Genomic DNA, 19,323 nt, shown 5'->3' on the forward strand with positions numbered 1-19,323 from the left:
AACGACCCCGCCCGCCGGGTCGCCGCCGCGCCCGGTGTCCTGCACACTGACGCCGTGGACGGTGCAGACGACAAGCTTCCGGTGACCGCCGAGAACCGGACCCCGCGCTCCGCCGTGGTGGTGAACCCGGTGAAGGTGGCCGACCTCGACGAGTTCCGCCGGATCGTGGACGGCGCGCTCGACGCGGCCGGATGGCCGGCCCCGACCTGGTACGAGACCACGGTCGAGGACCCGGGCCGAGGCCAGGCGGAGGAGGCGGTGAAGGCCGGCGCCGAGGTGGTCTTCGCCTGCGGCGGCGACGGCACCGTGATGGCCTGCGTGACCGCGCTGGCCGGCACCGACGTGGCGCTGGCGGTGCTGCCCCAGGGCACCGGCAACCTGCTCGCCGCCAACCTCGGCCTCTCCAACGACCTGGCCGCCGGGCTGGAGGTCGCCGTCGAGCGTGGAATGCGCCGGCTCGACGTCGGCGTGGTCGACGACCAGTGTTTCGCGGTGATGGCCGGGATGGGCTTCGACGCCCAGATGCTCGACTCCACCTCCGAGACCACCAAGAAGCGGATCGGCTGGCCGGCCTACCTGGTCGGCGCCGCCCGCCACCTGCGGGACCGGCCGATGCGGGTCTCGGTCCGCATCGACGGCCGGCCGCCGCTGCGCCGCCGCGCCCGCTCGGTCCTGGTGGCCAACGTCGGCCGCCTCCAGGGCGGGGTGCGCCTGCTCACCGACGCGGAGCCGGACGACGGCTGGCTCGACGTGGCGGTGCTGACCCCGCGCACGCTCGGCCACTGGGTCGCCATGGGCTGGGCGCTGGTCCGCCGCACCGGCAGCGTGCCCCGGATGGAGGTGTTCCGGGCCCGCACCGTCGAGATCGCCAGTAACCGGGCCCAGCCCCGGCAGCTCGACGGCGACCTGATCGAGCCGGGCCGCTCGCTCACCGCCACCATCCGGCCCGAGTCGCTCTGGCTCTGCGTGCCACGCCCGGCGGACCACCCCGACCTGGCGGAGGACGCCCGGGCCGCCGCTGAGCGCGGCGAGCGCCTGATCGACGAGGCGCGCCGTGAGTAGCACCAAGCTCGTCCCCGAGACCCGGTTGATGGCCGAGAACGAGCTGTCCGCCGACGACGCCTGGCGCACCCTGCGGCGGCACGGCGGCTGGTGCCTGCTGCGCGACGCGTTCATCCGGTTCCGCTACGGCGACGGCTTCAGCCACTCCCGGGCCCTGGCGTTGCAGCTCTGCCTCGCCGTGGTGCCGTTCCTGATCGCGCTCACCGGCCTGATCACCGACCTCGGCGCGGACGAGGGCGGCAAGGTCGTCGCCGACACGGTCCTGGCGATCACCCCGGGCCAGAGCGAGACCGTGGTGCAGGAACTGCTCTCCGACGCCGACCGCACCGAGGACGCCGGCGAGCTGGCGCTGACCCTCGGTCTGATCACCGGGCTGGTGGCGCTGACCACCACGATGGCGCAGATCGAGCGCGGCGCCAACCGGATCTACGGCGTGGAGCGGGACCGCCCGGCGTTTCCGAAGTACGTCCGCGCCGCCGTCCTCGCGGTGGTCGCCGGCGTGCCCGCGCTGACCGGGTTCCTGATCCTGGTCGGCGGCGGCGCGCTGGGCGACTCGGTGCGCCGGCACTACGAGTGGGGCGACGTCGCCACCGTCGTCTGGGACGTGGTCCGCTGGCCGCTGAGCCTCGGCCTGACCGTGCTCGCCGTGGCGGTGTTGTTCCGGCACGCGCCCCGGCGTAAGCAACCCGGCCTGTCCTGGCTCTTCTTCGGCGCCGGCATCGCCATCGCGCTGTGGTGGCTGGCCAGCCTGCTGCTCGCCGCGTACGTCAAGTACAGCGGCGGTTTCGGCCAGACCTACGGCGCGTTGACCGGCATGATGGCGCTGCTGCTCTGGGCCAACCTCACCGGCATGGCGCTCTTCGGCGGGCTGGCCTTCGCCGCCCAGTTGGAGGCCATGCGGATCGGGGTGGAGGAGCCGGCCCAGCCGGATCTGTGGGAGCCGGAGGCGCAACGCGAGGAGCTGTTCGACACCGGGGAGATGACCGCGCTCTGACGCCGCGCCGACGCGGCGTGTGAGAGCCACGCCGATCGGGTACAGCGCGCCTCGCAGAAGAAAAGGGAGGTGCGGTGTGACCGCGGTCAAGGAAGCCGGGCGCCGGCCGCTCGGCCACTTCGCCGAGCGGAGCCTGGTCGGGCTGCTCGCGGTGGCCGGCGCGGGCGTCGCCTTCGGCGTGCTGCTCATGCTCGTCCGGTTCCGCTGGAGCCCGCTCCAGGACGCCGACCACGCGGCGGCCGAGTGGTTCAACAACCTCGTGGCCCCGCACCACCCGCTGGTCACCGTGCTCCAGGCGATCACCGATCTGGGCGGTCGACCGGTGCTGATCTGGCTGATCACCATCGCCGTGGTGGGCCTGCTGATCCGCCGCCAGTCCCGGCTGGCGGTCTACCTGATCGTCACCGGCGTGGGCGGGCTGATCCTCGACCCGTCGCTCAAGGCGCTGGTGGGGCGGCTGCGCCCGGTGGTGGACGTGCCGATCGCCAGCGCCCCCGGCAACAGCTTCCCCAGCGGCCACGCGCTCGGTTCGTTCGTCGCGTACGGCGCGCTGCTGCTGGTGTTCCTGCCCGCCATGGCGCCGCGCTGGCGCAAGCCGGCCATCGCCATCGCCGCCGTGCTGGTCTTCCTGGTCGGGCTGACCCGGATCGCGCTGGGCGTGCACTACGTGTCGGACGTGCTCGGCGGCTGGCTGCTCGGCGCGGCCTGGCTGGGCGTCACCGCGTACGCGTTCCGACTGTGGCGACGCGAGCGCGGCCGGCCGGTGCCGCCGCTGAGCGACGGCCTGGAGCCGGAGGCGGGCGAGGAGATCAAGCCCGCCCCGGCCGAGGAGAAGGTGCTGGAGCACCCCCGCTCCGCGGTGGCCGAGCTGCTGGTCGGCTGGGTGATCGTCTTCGGCGCGCTGTACGCCTTCGGCATGTACGTCAGCTACCACGCCAAGGGCACGTTCTTCGACACGCTCGACACCGAGGTCCCGCGCTGGTTCGCCGCCCGGCACACCGACGCGCTCACGAACCTGAGCTGGTGGTGGAGCAAGTTCGGCGACACGCACGCCATCCTGCTGGTCTCGCTGGTGTTCTGCCCGATCGTGCTGGCCCTGTGGCGCCGCTGGCGACCGGTGCTGTTCGTGGTGCTGGCCATGTTCGGCGAGCTGAGCCTGTTCCTGTCCAGCGCCCGGGTGGTGGAGCGGCCCCGCCCGCCGGTGGAGAACCTGGACGGCCAGATGCCCACCTCGTCGTTCCCGTCCGGGCACATCGCGGCGACCATCTGCCTCTGGGTCGCCATGGCGATCATCGTGTTCCCGCGTACCGACCGCTGGTGGCGGTGGCTGTTCGTGGCGATGGCCGTGATCATGCCGGTCGGCGTGGCGACCTCCCGGATGTACCGGGGCATGCACCACCCGACCGACTTCATGGGCGCGATCCTGCTCGGCACGCTCTGGCTGTCGCTGCTCTGGTGGGTGATCCGGCCCAACGCCGACGTCGCCCAGGGCAACCAGCCGGCGATCGAGTCCGAGCAGGTGGACGAGCTGGACGACGAGCTGGCCAAGGCCGGCCGGCCGGACTGACGACCATGCTGCGGGTGATGACCTGGAACATCCGCACCGGCGGTCGGGACCGTGACGGCACCGACCGCCGGGACCGGATCGTCTCGGTCGTCACCGCGCAGCGCCCGGACGTGCTGGCCCTCCAGGAGCTGCGCGGGCTGGACCGCACGGTGGGCGGGTTGGCGGAGCGGACGGGCCTGGTGCCGTACCTGGCCCCGTCCTGCTTCGGCCAGCCGGTGGCGGTGCTGGTCCGTCCGCCGCTGCGGGTGCTGGCCGCCGGGCGGGTCCGCCGGCCGTTCCACCACGCCGCCGCCCTGGTGCGGGTGGCCACCGGGGCGGGGCCGCTGACCGTGTTCAGCACCCACCTGAACCCCTGGTCGGGCGGGCGGCGGCGGCTGGAGGCGGGCTGGCTGGCGGCGGCCGTGCGGCGGGCCGGGGGAGAGCTGGCAGTGCTCGCCGGGGACCTGAACACGCTGGAGCCGGCCGTCGACCACACCGCCCGGCTGGCCGGGCTCGCCGCCGCGTACCGGCGTCGGCACCTGCGCAGCGACGGCCGTACCGTGGACACCCGCGCGGTGGCCCGGCTGCTCGACGGCGGCCTGGTGGATCTCTGGCCGCGCTCCGGCGGTGACGGGCCGGGCGGGCTGACGGTGCCGACCGGCCACGGCGGCGCGGAGTTCGCCGGGATGCGGCTGGACTACCTGCTCGCCACGCCGGCCCTGGCCGACCGGGTCCGCGCGGTCCGCGTGATCCGCGACGCGGAGGCCGACACCGCCTCCGACCACTACCCCGTCCTGGCCGAGCTGGACCTCACCCGGTCCTAGAGGATCAGGTTGAGCAGCACGGTCAGCACCACCGAGGCCACGATCGAGAAGAGGATCATCAGGAGGCAGCCGAACCCGCCGCCGGCGGGCCGGATCTCGGTGTTTCCGATGCGCATGACGTCAGCTCCTCGTCGTTCGGGGTGAGCAGGCCGCGGATCGCCCGGGCGACCGGGCCGGGTGCGGTGGTGACCACGTTGTGCGCCGCGCCGGGCACGGTGACCGCGCGACCGTCGGGCAGCAGCCGGGCGGCCTCGGCCCGCCAGCCGGCCGGCACGACCGGATCCCGGGCGCCGGCCAGCACCAGCGCGGGCGCGGTGACCCGGACCAGGTCGGACTCGACGGCGTTGCGCACCGAGTGGGACAGCGTGGCGAACACCCGCCACGGCCGCGCGTCGCGCACGTCGCGGAGCAGGACCGGCGCCTGCCACGGCGCCTCCCGCAGCGTGTCCACCAGCCACCGACCGAGTTGGCCGCGCCGGGAGCGGGCGGCCGGGTCGCTGGTCGGGCCGGCCAGCACCAGGGCCCGGACCAGGTCGGGGTGGCGGGCGGCGAGCGCGGCGGCCACCTCCGCGCCGAACGAGTGGCCGAGCAGGCAGACCGGCCCCAGCCGGTACGCGGCCAGCCAGTCGATCAGGAACGCGGCGTGCCCGGCGACGTCGAACGCGGTGCCGGGGCGCTCGGTCAGCCCGGAGCCGGGCAGGTCCGGCACGTACACCGGGTGGTGGGGCGACAGCGCGACGGCCAGCGGGGTGAGGTAGCGGTGCGACACGGCCAGGCCGTGCACCAGCACCACCGGTGTCGCGTCCGGGCCCGGTGCGGCCGACCGGCGGGTGTGCGTGCGCAGCCCGCCGACCGGCCGGAAGTCGCTGGTCAGGCCGGCCGCCGGCCGGGGCGCGGCGAGCGCCCGGCGCAGGTCGGCCGGCCCGAAACCGGTCACAGCTCGCGCAGCCGGGGCAGCAGTTCCTCCTGGGCCCAGTCGAGGAACATCGGCTGACGGTCGCCGCCGACCTGGACCAGCGCCACGTGGGTGAAGCCGGCGTCGACGAACTTCTTGAACGCCTCGACGTGCCGTTCGAGGTCCGGGCCGCAGGAGATGCCCTCGGCCACGTCCTCCTCGCGGACGAACTGGGTGGCCGCGTCGAACGCGTCCGGGTTGGGCAGGTCCGCGTTGACCTTCCAGCCCATGCCGAACCAGCGGAACTGGTCGTGCACGATCTTGCGGCACTCGTCCTCGTCGGGGCCGTAGCAGATGGCCACCTGGCCGTAACGGGGGCGACCCGCGCCGCCGGCCTCCTCGTACATGTCGACGAGGTGGGACAGCGGGTCGGTGGCGATCATGGCGTCCGCGTACTCGGCGGCGAGCGTGGCGGACTGCCGGCCGGACGCCGCCACCGCCATCGGCACCGGCCGTTCGGGCCGGTCCCAGACGTACGCGTCGGGCACGTCGAAGTGGTTGCCGGAGAACGTCAGCGTCTCGCCGTTGAGCAGCGGCCGGATGATCTGCAACGCCTCCTCGAACATCTCGTGCCGCTGCTGCACGTGCGGCCAGCCGCCGACCACGTGCTCGTTGAGGTTCTCCCCGGCGCCGAGGCCGAGCGTGAACCGCCCGTCCGACAGCACCCCGATGGTGCTGGCCTTCTGTGCCACCACCGCCGGGTGGTAGCGGCGGATCGGGCAGGTGACGAACGACAGCAGCTCCGGCCGGGTGGTGGCGTGGGCGACCGCGCCGAGCACCGACCAGGCGTACGGCGAGTGGCCCTGCGACTCCAGCCACGGGTAGTAGTGGTCGGACATGACCAGGTGGTCGAAGCCGGCGGCCTCGGCGCGCACGGCGTGGTCGACCAGTTCCTTCGGACCGGCCTGCTCGCACATCAGGGTGTAGCCGACGTTCACCATGGCGCCTCTCCTCCCGGGTGGATCGTCCCGGGATACCCCGTCGGGAGCGTGTCAACCTTGACGGGCGGTTTGCGGCTGCCTACAGTCCGCTTAACCGGTTCAGACCGGAGAGGCGCACCATCCTGTGGTGGGGATGACCGCCCCGGTGGCGGCCCGTGACGACGCGGGCCGCCACCGGACTTAACCGGTTGCCTTCCGAGGCCCATCGGCCTACGCTGATGCCGGCGTCCGGGACAGTCGTCACCATCACCGCACCCCCCACTCGGGCACGGGGGAGATCTCCCTCCAGAGGACAGCCATGAAGAAAATGCTCTCCGCCGCGGGCGTCGCCCTGCTGACGGCGCTCACCGCCGTCTTCGCCTTCGGGCAGCCGGCGCAGGCCGCGACCGGGTTCTCCGTCTCGAACGGCCGGCTCTACGACGCCAACGGCACCGAGTTCGTGATGCGTGGCGTCAACCACGCGCACACCTGGTACCCGCAGCAGACCAGCTCGTTCGCCAACATCAAGGCGCTCGGCGCCAACACCGTCCGGGTGGTGCTGGCCAGCGGTGACCGCTGGACCAAGAACAGCGCCGCCGACGTGGCCAACGTGATCTCACTGTGCAAGGCCAACCGGCTCATCTGCGTGCTGGAGGTGCACGACACCACCGGCTACGGCGAGGACGGCGCCGCCACCACGCTGGCCAAGGCGACCGACTACTGGCTGAGCATCGCCGACGTGCTCAAGGGCCAGGAGAAGTACGTCATCGTCAACATCGGCAACGAGCCGTTCGGCAACCAGGGCTACAGCGCCTGGACCACCGACACCTCGAACGCGATCAAGCGGCTGCGCGCCGGCGGCCTCACCCACACCATCATGGTCGACGCGCCGAACTGGGGCCAGGACTGGTCGTTCACCATGCGCGACAACGCCGGCACCGTCTTCAACGCCGACCCGCAGCGCAACACCGTCTTCTCCATCCACATGTACGGCGTGTTCGACACCGCCGCCGAGATCAGCGACTACCTGGGCCGGTTCCGTACCGCCGGGCTGCCCATCGTGGTCGGTGAGTTCGGCTTCAACCACTCCGACGGCAACCCCGACGAGGACGCCATCATGTCCTACGCCCAGACCAACCGGATCGGCTACCTCGGCTGGTCGTGGAGCGGCAACGGCGGCGGCGTGGAATACCTGGACATGACCACCGGCTTCAACCCGGCCCAGCTCACCACCTGGGGCCAGCGCATCTTCAACGGCGCCAACGGCATCGCCGCCACCTCGCGTGAGGCCTCGGTCTACGCCGGCAGCTCGCCGAGCCCGACCACCAGCCCGACCACCAGCCCCAGCCCGACCACCAGCCCGACCCCGACCCCGCCGCCGACCACCACGCCCCCGCCGGCCGGTGGCTGCACCGCCACCCTCACCGTCGTCAACTCGTGGCAGGGCGGCTTCCAGGGCGACGTCAAGGTGACCGCCGGTTCCGCCGCGATCAGCGGCTGGACGGCGACGTGGACGTTCGCCAACGGCCAGACCGTCAGCCAGGCGTGGAACGCCACGGTCAGCGGCAGCGGCTCGGCGTGGACCGCCCGCAATGTCGACTACAACGGCCGGCTCGGCGCCGGCGCCAGCACCACGTTCGGCTTCATCGGCAACGGCAGCGCCGCCACCCCGGCGGTGACCTGCTCCGCGAGCTGACCGACCGCGCAACGGGTGGCCGGGTCCGCACGGACCCGGCCACCTTTCTTCGCGTACGCGGTCAGCCTCGCCGCTCAGTCGTTACCCGCTCTCCGGTCTGGTCGGATCGGCCTACCAACTTGATGGCGCAGACGAGTCACCCTCGGCGACCCGTTCACGCCCTCAACCTGGTAGGGCCCATGCACGCTGATCGGCGCTCACCTACTTTCCTGCATCTCGATGCGGCCCGTTCCGGTCCGGTTCGGAAGGTGACGCACTCGCCGCTGAGTACGGCCCGGCGCACCGTCGCACGCGCCGTGGACACCCTCGAGGCGCGCGCATTGCCGTGGGCGTACCGGGGTCGGGAACGTACGTCACCGAGTGGTAGGCACCCGATGACGATGTTCAGGAACGGCGCCGATCCAGCTCCGTGATCACGGGGTGAGGGGTGAGTGGGGCTGGTCAGCCTGCCGTACGATCTGGCGCGCGTCGGACCGACTGGTGAGGCGCGATCGTCGGGAGGGGACGCGATGAGCACGCCGGGGACCAGGGGACGACCGTCGGGGCTGGTGATCGGCTCGCTCGTGGCGATCTCGTTCGGGACCGTCTTCGTCTTGGTGAACAGCGGCGGCCTGCCCGCGCCCTGGCCGCTCGTGCTGCGGATCGCCGGCCTGCTGGTGGCCGCGCTGCTCCTGGTCGGTCTGTTCCGGGTGGCCCGGCAGGCGCCGCCCGGTGCGCAGGGACCGGAGGCGGCGGGGTTCATGGACCGCCGCTACTGGGTCGTGGTGGCGCTGGAGGCGGTCGCGCTCTTCGGCGGCCTCGCCGTGATCAACAACGTGTTCGACCGGCCCGCCGTGTCGGTGGCCTGGGTCGCGGTGGTGGTGGGCGTGCACTTCTTCGGCCTGGCGGCGGTGTGGCGGATGCCGCGCTACCACTGGCTCGGCGCGGTGATGACCGCACTCGGCGTGGCCGGCTTCCTCACCCACGCGCTGGGCGGTGACGCGGGAGCCGTCGGCCTGGTCTCCGGCGTGGGCTGCGGCGCGGCCCTCTTCGCCACCGTCGCCCTCGCCCTCCGCGACACCACCTCGCGCGCGAGTTGACCAAGGAGTTCGCGTCGCGAACCGGGCGGATGCCGACGCAAACTCCTTGATCAACGAAGGTGGCGCAGGCGGGCGGCGCGGGTCAGTAGGTACTCCTGTTCGGGGCGGCTGGTGGTTCTCGCGGCGGCGGCGCGGTAGTGGGTTGCGGCGGCGTCGTGGTCGCCGGCCATCTCGTGCAGGTGGGCGCGGGCCGCGTCGAGCCGGTGTGAGCCGGCCAGCCGGGGGTCGGTGGCCACGGCTGCGAGCGTGTCCAGGCCGGCGGTCGGGCCGTGCACCATGGCGGTCGCCACCGCGCGGTTCAACGCCACCACCGGGCTGCCGGTGAGCCGCTCCAAGACGTCGTACAACGCGAGGATCTGCGGCCAGTCGGTGGCCGCCGCGGTCGGCGCCTCGTCGTGCAGCGCGGCGACGGCGGCCTGGATCTGGTACGGCCCCACCGGGCCCCGGGTCATCGCGTCGGTGACCAGCGCGGTGCCCTCGGCGATGGCGGCGGCGTCCCAGCGGGACCGGTCCTGCTCGGCCAGCGGGATCAGCTCCCCGGACGGGCCGCTCCGGGCGGCGGCGCGGGCGTCGGTGAGCAGCATCAACGCGAGCAGCCCGGCCACCTCGCTGTCGCCGGGCAGCAGCCGGTGCATCTCCCGGGCCAGCCGGATCGCCTCCTCGCAGAGGTCGACCCGCCGCAGGTCGTCGCCGAGGCTCGCGGTGTGCCCCTCGGTGAAGATCAGGTAGAGGACGTGCAGCACGGCGGCGAGGCGGGCCTGCCGATCGGCCGGCTCGGGCAGCCGGAACGGCAACCCGGAGTCGCGGATGCGCTGCTTGGCCCGACTGATCCGCTGCGCCATGGTGGCCTCGGGCACCAGGAACGCGCGGGCGATCTCGGCGGTGCTCAGCCCGCCGACCGCCCGTAGCGTCAGCGCGATCGCCGACGGGGTGGTCAGCGACGGGTGGCAGCAGAGGAAGAGCAGCACCAGCGCGTCGTCCCGGTCGCCGGTCACCGGCTCGTCGGCGGCCGGCGCGGTCCGCCTGTCGTCGCCGGAGCGCCGGGCCGCGCGGTCCTCCCGGTCCCGCCGGGCCGTCTCGGCCCGCACCAACTCGATCATCCGCCGGTACGCGACCTGCGTGAGCCAGCCACGCGGATGGTCCGGCAGCCCGTCGACCGGCCACTGCCGGCTGGCCGCGAGCAGCGCCTCCTGCACCGCGTCCTCGGCGGTGGCGAAGTCACCGAAGCGGCGGGCGAGCACGCCGAGGACCTGCGGCACCAGTTCGCGCAGCAGGTCCTCGACGGTGTGGTCGGCCAGGGTCACATCTCCTGCGGCGGGCCGGACATCACCGGGTGCACCTCGATCGGCATGTTGAGCGGCCGGCCGCCGGGGCCGGGCGCGGTGGAGATGAACGCGGCGATCTCGACCGCCCGCTGCGGCGTCTCGCAGTCGACGATCCAGAAGCCGGCCAGGAACTCCTTGGTCTCCGCGAACGGCCCCTCGGTGACCACCGGCGCGCCGTCGGCGCCGGCCCGCACGATTCGGGCCTGCGGCGGGCCGCCCAGCCCTTCGCCCTGCACGAACTCGCCGTCGGCCATGAGCTTCGCGTTGACCTCGCCCATGAAGTCGAGGTGCGCCCGGAACTCCTCCGGCGTCCAGGTGTCCACCGGCGGGATGTCGGTCCCGGCGGCGCTGAACTGCATCAGCAGCATGTACTTCACGATTCGCTCCTCACGCCGAGCACCGATTGTCGGTGCTTCCACCCGGCGGTAGAAGCTGCCACCCCGGTTCTCGACATCCGCCGGCGAAGTTTCTCAGGAGCTTTCGGTGACCTCCAGCAGCAGCGCCTGCTCCGGGTGCAGCGCGGGCAGGTGCAGGCCGACCGTGCCGAGCACCGACCCGGGCAGCGTCACCCCGGCGCCGGACGCCAGCCAACCCGGCGGGGCCAGCTCCAACAGCGCCGGCTCCGGCACCCCGGCCGGCAGGCGCACCAGATAGCGCCGCGTCGGGTCCAGCCCCGGCAGCCGCACCGCGCCGGGCACCTGGGCGACGGAGGTGGCGACGCGGCTGACCGCGTACACCGCCCGGGAGCGGTCGTGGGCGACCACGCCGTGGGCCTGCACGGCCGGGTCCGGGTGGTCGACCCGGACCACCCGCCCGCCGTGCAGCAGCGGGCGCAGCCGCTTGTGCAGCGCCACCCAGGCGGCCAGTTCGGCCCGCGTGGGGGCGTCGATCGCGGCGATGTCCCACTCGATGCCGTGGTGGCCGAAGAGCGCGGTGACCGCCCGGAAGCCCAGGTCGTGCACGCGGTGCGTGGTGTGCGAGCGGTCCGGCCCGATGTGCGTGCCGATCAGCTCCGGCGGCAGCAGCAGCCCGGTCCAGCGTTGGATGGAGAGCCGTTCCAACGCGTCGTTGCAGTCGCTGGCCCAGACCCGGTCGGTGTGGCGCAGGATCTCCAGGTCGACCCGGGCGCCGCCGGACGAGCAGCTCTCGATCTCCAGGCCGGGGTGCCGGGCGCGCAGCTCGTCCAGCAGGCGGTAGACCGCCACGGTCTGCCCGTGCACGCCGGGCCGGCCGCCGTGCCCGGCCTCGGTGAGGTCACGGTTGTGGTCCCACTTGAGGTACGCGATGCCGTCGTGCCCGTTGAGCACCGCGTCGAGCCGGTCGCGCAGGTACGCGTACGCGTCCGGGTGGGCCAGGTCGAGCACCTGCTGGTGCCGCCACGCCGGCGGCAGCCGGCCCGGTGTCTGGAGCACCCAGTCGGGATGGGCGCGGAACAGGTCGGAGTCGGGGTTGACCATCTCCGGTTCGACCCAGAGCCCGAACTGCATGCCGTGCCCGCGTACGTGGTCGATGAGGGGTTGCAACCCGTCCGGCCAGACCTGCTCGTCGACCCACCAGTCGCCGAGCCCGGCCAGGTCGTGCCGCCGGCCGCGGAACCAGCCGTCGTCGAGCACGAAGCGCTCCACGCCCACCTCGGCGGCCCGGTCGGCGAGCGCCCGCAGCCGGTTCAGGTCGTGGTCGAAGTAGACCGCCTCCCACACGTTCAGCGTCACCGGGCGCGGCGTGCGCGGATGACCCGGCCGGGCCCGCAGGTGGGTGTGCAGCGCGTGGCTGAGCCCGTCCAGCCCGTCCGCCGACCGGACCGCGTACAGCAGCGGCGTGGCGTACTCCTCGCCGGGGGCGAGCACGATCTCGCCGGGCGCGAGCAGTTCACCGCCGCCGAGCGTGGCCTCGCCGGTCGGTCGGCGCTCGGCCACCGTGACGTGGTCGCCGCTCCACGCGGTGTGCACCGCCCACACCTCGCCGTGCCCAAAGTCGAAGCCGGGGACGCCGGCGACCAGCAGCAACGTGGCGTCGTGCCCGGTGCGGCCGTGCCGCCCCTCGCGGACCCAGGCGCCCATCGGCCACGGGTGCCGCTGCGGCGCGCGTTCCCGGCACCAGCGCCCGGTCAGGTCGAGCAGCTCGGTGGCGACCGCCGGCACCGGCAGCACGGGGGTCAGCTCGCGTAGCTCGTAGCGGCCGTCGCCGTCGTTGCGCAGCCGGTGCCGCAGCGTCAGCACGCCCGCCGCATCCAGCGTGATCTCGATCGTCAGGCTCAACCCCGCGCCCGGATCCGCCGCCCGCACCACCACCCGCCCACCGGAAGGCACGGGCCCCCTGTTAACGCCTGGCGCAGGTGAGGGGGCCCCTCCTAACCGTTCCTGCCCGGCGGCGGGAGGCGACGGTGGGACGGGCTCGTCGTGGACGTCGAGCCCGGTCTGCCGGAACGCCGTCGACCAGTCCCGGCCGTCGCGGTGGCCGGCCAGGCCGGGCCGGCCACCCCAACCGGCGCTCGCCTCGGGCAGCAACGACAGCACGGTCGGCGCGTCGAAGCTGCTCGGCACCACCGGCGGCACGGTGACGTCGACGAGGGCGGGCAGTTCCTCGGCGGACAGTGGCCCGAGGTCGGCGCCCCAGTGCACGACCCGGGGCAGCCCCGGGCCGCGCGCGTCGAGCACCAGGCTGGTTCCCGCCCGGCGCAGGTGGACGATCGTCATCCCTTGGAGGCTCCCAGCGTCAGGCCCCGGACGAACTGCTTCTGGAGCAGGAAGAAGATCACCAGGGTGGGGATCGCGACCAGCACCGAGCCGGCCGAGACGAGGTTGTTGTCGGTGAAGAACTGGCCGCGCAGGTTGTTCAGTGAGCTGGTCACCGGGAACTTGTCGCCGGTACGCATCAGCACCGTCGCCCAGAAGAACTCGTTGTAGATCCAGGTCACCTCCAGCGTGGCCAACGCGGCCAGGGCCGGTCGGCACAGCGGCAGGGTGACCTGCCAGTACTGCCGCCACACGCTTGCCCCGTCGACCATCGCGGCCTCGTACAGCTCGTGCGGCAGCGCCTTCATGTAGTTGCTCAGCACGAAGACGCAGAAGCCGCACTGGAACGCCACGTTGACCAGGATCAGCCCCCAGTAGCTGTCGTAGAGCAGCTCCGAGTCGCTCATCCAGGCCGGCAGCGGGATCTGCGTGAACATCCGGAACAGCGGGATCAGCAGGGACTGCTGCGGCAGCAGGTTCGCGGCGGTGAACAGGCCCAGCAGCGCGATGTTGAGCTTCCAACTGAACCGGGCGATCACGAACGCCACGCAGGAGGCGAGGAAGAGCGTGAGCAGCACCGCCGGCACGGTGATGTAGAGCGAGTTGAGGAAGTGCTTGCCGAACTCGGCGGTCCGCCACGCGGTGACGTAGTTGTCGATCGTCCAGCCGCCGAACGAGACGTAGCCGTGCACGGCGGTGTACTGGTACGAGCGGAACGAGGTGAGCACCGCCCAGAACAGCGGGAACAGCCAGCCGACGGCGATCGTACCCAGGAAGAGGTGCAGCACCACCCGGGCCGGCCGCAGCGGCCGGCGGCGGCCGGGGGAGACGGCGGCGGTCATCGCTTGTCCTCCCGCATGACGGTCCAGAGGTAGACGGTGATGAAGATCAGGGAGACGGCCAGCATGATGGTGGCCAGCGCCGAGCCGAAGCCGATCCGGCTCGCCTCGCCGACCACGTTCTGGGTGACCAGCGCCGAGATCAGCTCCAGCCCGTTGCGGCCCTTGTTGATGACCCAGACCAGGTCGAACGCGCGCAGCGACTCGATCACGGTGACCACCAGCACGATGATGTTGATCGGGCGCATCACCGGAAAGACGACCCGGAAGAACGTGCTGGTCTCCGAGGAACCGTCCACGGCGGCGGCCTCCCGCAACGACGGGTCGACGCCCTTGAGGCCGGCCAGGTAGAGCAGCATGATGTAGCCGACGTGCCGCCAGCCGGCGGCGACCAGCACCGCCCAGATGTTCACGTTCGGGTCGCCGTACCAGTCGGTGTCGCCGCCGAACACGCCGTTGAGCAGGCCCTGGTCCCGGCTGTAGATGAGCTGCCAGATGAAGCCGACGAGCGCCAGTGAGAGCACCACCGGCAGGTAGAGCGCGGTCTGGTAGAACCGGCTGCCGCGTAGCTCCTTGTCGAGCAGCACGGCGAGGAACATCCCGATCGGGGTGGCCACCACGAAGAGCGCGGCCAGCCAGAGCAGGTTGTTCTGCACCGCGGGGACGAACGGCGGGTAGTTGTTCACCACGTCGTCGTAGTTCTTCAGCCCGACCCAGTCGATCTCGCCGAGCGGGCCGATGCCGTCCCAGTCCGTGCCGGAGAGCAGCACGGTCGCCGCGGCCGGCAGCCAGACCAGGGCGAGGACGAGCAGCAGGGGCACCAGCACCATCAGCGTGATCACCACGCGGTCGGTGCCGGACAGGAGCCGTAGCCGGCGACCGCGACCACCTGTGGTGGTGGTCGCGGCCGGCGGCGGCACGGCGCGATCCGCTTGGATCAGGGGCAGGTCGGACATGGTGTCCTTCCCCCTTCCGCCGTCAGCTTGTGAAGATCGACTTCTTCTGGTTCTCGACGCTGGTGAGCATCCCGCTGATGTCCTTCGGGTTCTTGATGAACTGCTGGAGGGCCGGGATCATCACGGTGGAGGCGAAGTCCGGCCGGGTGTCCCGGTCCAGGAACTGCGCGATCTCGGTGGCGGAGCCGACCAGTTCGGCGGCCTTCTTCTGGAGCGCGGTGTAGCCGGCGGTGTCCGCGCCGCTGTTCGCGACCAGCGTGCTCGGGTCGTTCTTGACCGTGATGTTTGCGGCGTCCTTCGAGCCCAGGTACGTCAGCAGCTTGGTGGCGGCGTCCTTGGACTTCGGCTTGCGGGCCATCATGTACCCGTCGATCGGCGCGTCCAGGGCCTTCGCGCCGATCGTGGAGTCGACCTCCGGGAACGTGAAGAAGTCCAGGTCCTCCAGGTCGGCGCCGCTGAACTGCTGGCCGACGAAGAGGCCGAGCAGGTACATGCCGCTCTTCTTCTGCTGCAACGACTGGGCGGCCTCCTGCCAGGTGCGGCCCAGCGCGTCCGGCTGGTGCAGGGGGAGCAGCCCGGCCCAGGTGTCGAAGACCTTCTTCACCTTGTCGGAGGTCCATGCCTCCTTGCCGGCCATCAGGTCGACGTGGAACTGGTAGCCGTTGATCCGCAGGTTGAGGATGTCGAACGTGCCCATCGCCGGCCAGCCGTCCTTGTCGGCGAAGGCGATCGGGGTCAGGCCGTCCTTCTTCATCTGCGCGCCGAGCGTGTTCAGGTCGTCGAGCGTCTTGGGCACCTGGTAGCCGCGCTGCTGCCAGACCGACTTGCGGTAGAAGACCGCCCACGGGTAGTACGACGCCGGCACGAAGTACTGCTTGCCGTCGTCGCCGGTGGACGCCTTCTTGAACGCGTCGGAGTAGCCGTCGAGCTTGCCCCACACGTCGCTGAGGTCACCGGCCAGGCCCTTGGCCGCGAAGAACCGCATCCGGTAGCCGGCGAACCAGGTGAACACGTCGTCCGGCTTGCCCTGTAGGTAGTTGTTGATGTTCTCCTGGAACGTGTTGTGGTCGACCGTGTTGACGTTGACGGTCACCCCGGACGATGTCTTGAAGCCGTCCACCACCTTGGCGACGACGTCCTTGGGTTTCGGGTCCGACTGGTTCGAGCCGAGCGTGACGCTCTTCGCGTCGCCGCCGGAGTCGGAGTCGGAGTCGCCGCAGCCGGCGAGCGCGCCGGTGCCGAGCAACGCGCCCGCGCCGGCCGCGCCGGCCAGCAGCGAGCGCCGGCGCAGGCCGGCGACGGACGGGGGAACGAGCCGGGCGAGGTACTCGGCCTGTGAGCGGGGACGGGACATGGTGCCTCCTGCGGGGACGAGGTGGCTACGAGATCCACCGAGAATCCACACGTCCGAACAGAAATAGCCGGTGGCGGTTGAAGCTACCCGTTGGATCAGCGCTGTCAAGAGGGTGAAAGGGCGGCGATAACCGTGCTGTGGCAGCGAAAAGGCGTGGTAAACGTTGTAACTACTGTCGATGTTGGAAAGTGTTGACTTGGCTGTCGTTCACGGGCACCCTCAGCTCTCATGCGGAACTGGCACGGCGAGGGCATCTGGTACGGCGCCGACTACAACCCGGAGCAGTGGCCGGAGGACGTGTGGCCCGAGGACGTCGCGCTGATGCGCCGCGCCGGGGTCAACCTGGTCTCGGTCGGCATCTTCTCCTGGGCCCTGCTGGAGCCGGCCCCCGGCCGGTACGAGTTCGGCTGGCTCGATCGCGCGCTCGACCTGCTGCACGACGGCGGCATTCGCGTCGACCTGGCCACCGCCACCGCCAGCCCGCCGCCGTGGCTGGCGCACCGGCACCCGGAGACGCTGCCCCGCCGCGCCGACGGCGCCGTGTTGTGGCCCGGCGGCCGGCAGGCGTACTGCCCCAGCTCGCCGATCTTCCGGGACCGCTCGCTCGCCCTGGTCGAGGCGGTCGCGACGCGGTACGCCACCCACCCGGCGGTCGTGCTCTGGCACGTCTCCAACGAGCTGGGCTGCCACAACGTGCACTGCTACTGCGACGTCAGCGCCGCGGCGTACCGGCGCTGGCTGCGCGAACGCTACGGCGACCTGGACGCGCTCAACGCCGCCTGGGGCACCGCGTTCTGGAGCCAGCGCTACCACGACTGGGCCGAGGTGAACCCGCCGCGCGCCGCGCCGACGTTCGCCAACCCGACCCAGCAGCTCGACTTCCTGCGCTTCTCCTCCGACGAGCAGCGCGCCCAGCTCCGCGCCGAACGCGAGCTGCTCGGCCGGCTCGTCACCCAGCCGGTCACCACCAACTTCATGATCGGCACCGGCATCAAGTACCTGGACTACCATTCCTGGGCGGCCGACGTGGACGTGGTCGCCAACGACCACTACCTCACCGCCGCCGACCCGCAGCCACAGGTGAACCTCGCGCTCGCCGCCGACCAGACGCGCGGCGTGGCCGGCGGCGCGCCCTGGCTGCTCATGGAGCACTCCACCAGCGCGGTCAACTGGCAGCCCCGCAACGTGGCCAAGACGCCCGGCCAACTGCGCCGCAACAGCCTGGCGCACGTGGCGCGCGGGGCCGACGGGGTGCTCTTCTTCCAGTGGCGGGCGTCCCGGGCCGGCGCGGAGAAGTTCCACTCCGCGCTGGTGCCGCACGCCGGCCCGGAGACCAAGGTGTTCCGCGAGGTCAGCCGGCTCGGCGCCGACCTGCGCGCGTTGGCCGAGGTACGCGGCAGCCGGGTCGACGCCGACGTCGCCGTGCTGTTCGACTACGAGGCGTGGTGGGGCGCGGAACTCGACTCCCACCCCAGCGTCGACGTCACCTACCCCGACCGGTTGGCCGCGCTGCACGCCGCGCTCTGGCGGGCCGGCGTCACCGCCGACGTGGTGCACCCGTCGACGGACCTGTCCGGCTACCGGCTGGTCCTGGTGCCCACGCTCTACCTGACCCGCGACGCGGACACCGCCGCGCTGCGCCGTTTCGTCGACGCCGGCGGCACCGCGCTTGTCACCTACTTCAGCGGCATCGTCGACGAGCACGACCACATCCGGCTGGGCGGCTACCCGGGCGCGTTCCGGGACCTGCTCGGCGTACGCGTGGAGGAGTTCTTCCCGCTGCGTGCCGGCGAGACGGTCCGCCTCGACGACGGCGCCGACGCCGACGTGTGGACCGAGTGGCTGCACGCCGAGGGCGCCGAGGTGCTCGCCGCGTACGCCGACGGGCCGCTGCCCGGCGTGCCGGCGCTGACCCGCAACGCGGTCGGCGCGGGCGCCGCCTGGTACGTCGGCACCCGGCTCGACGACGCGGCGACCGACCGGCTGGTGGCCCGACTGCTCACCGAGGCCGGCGTGCGCCCGCCGGTGCCCGCGCCGGTCGGCGTGGAGGTGGTCCGGCGTCGCTCGGCGGAGCGGAGCTGGCTGTTCGTGGTCAACCACACCGACGACGCGGCCCGGCTGCCGGTCACCGGCGTCGAACTGCTGACCGGCGAACGGTGCGACGGCGACCTGGTGGTGCCGGCGGGGGAGGTGGCGGTGGTCCGCGAGGAGCCGGTCTGATGCTCGCCCAGCAACGGCAGAGCGCCATCCTGGAGCTGATCCGCCAGCGCGGCGGCGTCCGGGTCAGCCACCTGGTCGACCGGTTCGGCGTGTCGGACATGACCATCCGGCGTGACCTGGAGGTGCTGGCCGAGCGCGGGCTGATCGACAAGGTGCACGGCGGCGCGACGCTGGCCGGCCCCGGCTCCACCGAGGAACCCGGCTTCGCCGCCAAGTCGGTGCGGCAGCGGGCCGAGAAGCAGGCCATCGTCGAGCGGGCCGCCGGGCTGGTCGAGCCGGGCATGGCGGTGGCGCTCTCCGCCGGCACCACCACCGCCGCGTTGGCCGCCCGGCTCGCCGGGGTACGCGGGCTGACCGTGGTCACCAACTCGATCCCGGTCGCCGACGCGCTCTACCAGAACCCCCGCGCCGACCAGAGCGTGGTGCTCACCGGCGGCATCCGCACCCCGTCCGACGCGTTGACCGGCCCGGTCGCCGAGGCGGCCATCGCCGCGCTCAACGTGGACCTGCTCTTCCTCGGCGTGCACGGAATGAGCCGCCGCACCGGCTTCACCACCCCCAACCTGCTGGAAGCGGCCGTGAACCGGCGGCTGATCGGCGCCGCCCGCCGGCTGGTCGTGCTCGCCGACCACACCAAGTGGGAGACGATCGGCATCGCCACCATCGCGCCGCTGGACGAGGCCGACGTGCTGATCACCGACGAGGGCCTGCCCGCGGCGGCCCGCCGGGAACTCGGCGAGCAGGTGGGCGAGCTGATCGTCGTGCCGGGGGCCTGACCTTTCAGGCATTTCCCAGCCATTGCGGTTAGGGTGCCCTGC

The 19,323-nt window shown here is 72.4% G+C and carries 16 protein-coding genes; 8 read left to right on the top strand and 8 right to left on the bottom strand.

Annotated features, from left to right (window positions below; all coding sequences use genetic code 11):
- Window positions 1-54 precede the first annotated feature (54 nt).
- The 4 genes from ACIA6B_RS02620 to ACIA6B_RS02635 all read left to right on the top strand — a co-directional run bounded on the left by ACIA6B_RS02620 (window position 55) and on the right by ACIA6B_RS02635 (window position 4,426).
- Window positions 55-1,062 carry a diacylglycerol/lipid kinase family protein gene (locus ACIA6B_RS02620; RefSeq protein WP_396770253.1) on the top strand — a complete coding sequence of 336 codons (1,008 nt, stop codon included), beginning with the start codon at window positions 55-57 and terminating at the stop codon, window positions 1,060-1,062.
- Window positions 1,055-2,056: a YihY/virulence factor BrkB family protein gene (locus tag ACIA6B_RS02625; protein ID WP_396770255.1), complete on the top strand. Its 1,002-nt coding sequence runs from the start codon at window positions 1,055-1,057 to the stop codon at window positions 2,054-2,056. Before ACIA6B_RS02620 ends, ACIA6B_RS02625 begins: the two co-directional genes overlap by 8 nt.
- A 76-nt stretch (window positions 2,057-2,132) precedes the next feature.
- Entirely contained in the window at window positions 2,133-3,623 is a 1,491-nt protein-coding gene (locus ACIA6B_RS02630; protein WP_396770257.1) for a phosphatase PAP2 family protein, read from the top strand.
- Between the two features lie 5 nt (window positions 3,624-3,628).
- The gene (locus ACIA6B_RS02635; RefSeq protein WP_396770259.1) at window positions 3,629-4,426 is read left to right on the top strand and encodes an endonuclease/exonuclease/phosphatase family protein; all 798 of its coding nucleotides are present in this window, start codon (window positions 3,629-3,631) and stop codon (window positions 4,424-4,426) included.
- Between the two features lie 58 nt (window positions 4,427-4,484).
- Here ACIA6B_RS02635 and ACIA6B_RS02640 read toward each other — a convergent pair whose 3' ends face one another.
- Together ACIA6B_RS02640 and ACIA6B_RS02645 are read right to left on the bottom strand one after the other, a co-directional pair.
- Entirely contained in the window at window positions 4,485-5,363 is an 879-nt protein-coding gene (locus tag ACIA6B_RS02640; RefSeq protein WP_396770261.1) for an alpha/beta fold hydrolase, read from the bottom strand.
- Window positions 5,360-6,322 (bottom strand): TIGR03557 family F420-dependent LLM class oxidoreductase, encoded by a 963-nt coding sequence (locus ACIA6B_RS02645; protein WP_396770263.1) that lies wholly within the window; start codon window positions 6,320-6,322, stop codon window positions 5,360-5,362. Before ACIA6B_RS02645 ends, ACIA6B_RS02640 begins: the two co-directional genes overlap by 4 nt.
- A gap of 298 nt (window positions 6,323-6,620) precedes the next feature.
- Here ACIA6B_RS02645 and ACIA6B_RS02650 point away from each other — a divergent pair, with 298 nt between their 5' ends.
- Together ACIA6B_RS02650 and ACIA6B_RS02655 are read left to right on the top strand one after the other, a co-directional pair.
- Window positions 6,621-7,997 (top strand): cellulase family glycosylhydrolase, encoded by a 1,377-nt coding sequence (locus ACIA6B_RS02650; RefSeq protein WP_396770265.1) that lies wholly within the window; start codon window positions 6,621-6,623, stop codon window positions 7,995-7,997.
- Window positions 7,998-8,506: 509 nt separating this feature from the next.
- Entirely contained in the window at window positions 8,507-9,076 is a 570-nt protein-coding gene (locus ACIA6B_RS02655) for a hypothetical protein (RefSeq protein WP_396770267.1), read from the top strand.
- Window positions 9,077-9,126: 50 nt separating this feature from the next.
- On the opposite strand, the gene ACIA6B_RS02660 is transcribed toward ACIA6B_RS02655, so the two are convergent.
- From ACIA6B_RS02660 to ACIA6B_RS02685, 6 genes are all read right to left on the bottom strand, one after another.
- Window positions 9,127-10,374 carry an RNA polymerase sigma factor gene (locus tag ACIA6B_RS02660; protein ID WP_396771191.1) on the bottom strand — a complete coding sequence of 416 codons (1,248 nt, stop codon included), beginning with the start codon at window positions 10,372-10,374 and terminating at the stop codon, window positions 9,127-9,129.
- Between the two features lie 2 nt (window positions 10,375-10,376).
- Window positions 10,377-10,769, bottom strand: coding sequence for a YciI family protein (locus tag ACIA6B_RS02665; protein ID WP_396771193.1), 393 nt, complete (start codon window positions 10,767-10,769; stop codon window positions 10,377-10,379).
- A 102-nt stretch (window positions 10,770-10,871) separates the two neighbouring features.
- A complete protein-coding gene (locus ACIA6B_RS02670) occupies window positions 10,872-13,097 on the bottom strand; it encodes an alpha-galactosidase (protein WP_396770269.1) in 2,226 nt (741 codons plus the stop codon).
- Window positions 13,094-13,978, bottom strand: coding sequence for a carbohydrate ABC transporter permease (locus ACIA6B_RS02675; protein ID WP_396770271.1), 885 nt, complete (start codon window positions 13,976-13,978; stop codon window positions 13,094-13,096). The genes ACIA6B_RS02670 and ACIA6B_RS02675 overlap by 4 nt, the downstream gene beginning before the upstream one ends.
- A complete protein-coding gene (locus ACIA6B_RS02680) occupies window positions 13,975-14,931 on the bottom strand; it encodes a carbohydrate ABC transporter permease (RefSeq protein WP_281935113.1) in 957 nt (318 codons plus the stop codon). The genes ACIA6B_RS02675 and ACIA6B_RS02680 overlap by 4 nt, the downstream gene beginning before the upstream one ends.
- 22 nt (window positions 14,932-14,953) lie before the next feature.
- Window positions 14,954-16,285, bottom strand: coding sequence for an ABC transporter substrate-binding protein (locus ACIA6B_RS02685; RefSeq protein WP_396770273.1), 1,332 nt, complete (start codon window positions 16,283-16,285; stop codon window positions 14,954-14,956).
- 228 nt (window positions 16,286-16,513) lie between these two features.
- Here ACIA6B_RS02685 and ACIA6B_RS02690 point away from each other — a divergent pair, with 228 nt between their 5' ends.
- Together ACIA6B_RS02690 and ACIA6B_RS02695 are read left to right on the top strand one after the other, a co-directional pair.
- On the top strand, window positions 16,514-18,505 hold the full coding sequence (locus tag ACIA6B_RS02690) for a beta-galactosidase (RefSeq protein WP_396770275.1): 1,992 nt from the start codon (window positions 16,514-16,516) through the stop codon (window positions 18,503-18,505).
- A complete protein-coding gene (locus tag ACIA6B_RS02695; protein WP_396770277.1) occupies window positions 18,505-19,281 on the top strand; it encodes a DeoR/GlpR family DNA-binding transcription regulator in 777 nt (258 codons plus the stop codon). Before ACIA6B_RS02690 ends, ACIA6B_RS02695 begins: the two co-directional genes overlap by 1 nt.
- Window positions 19,282-19,323 lie beyond the last annotated feature (42 nt).

This window comes from Micromonospora sp. NPDC051141 (assembly GCF_044455765.1).
GTDB lineage: Bacteria > Actinomycetota > Actinomycetes > Mycobacteriales > Micromonosporaceae > Micromonospora.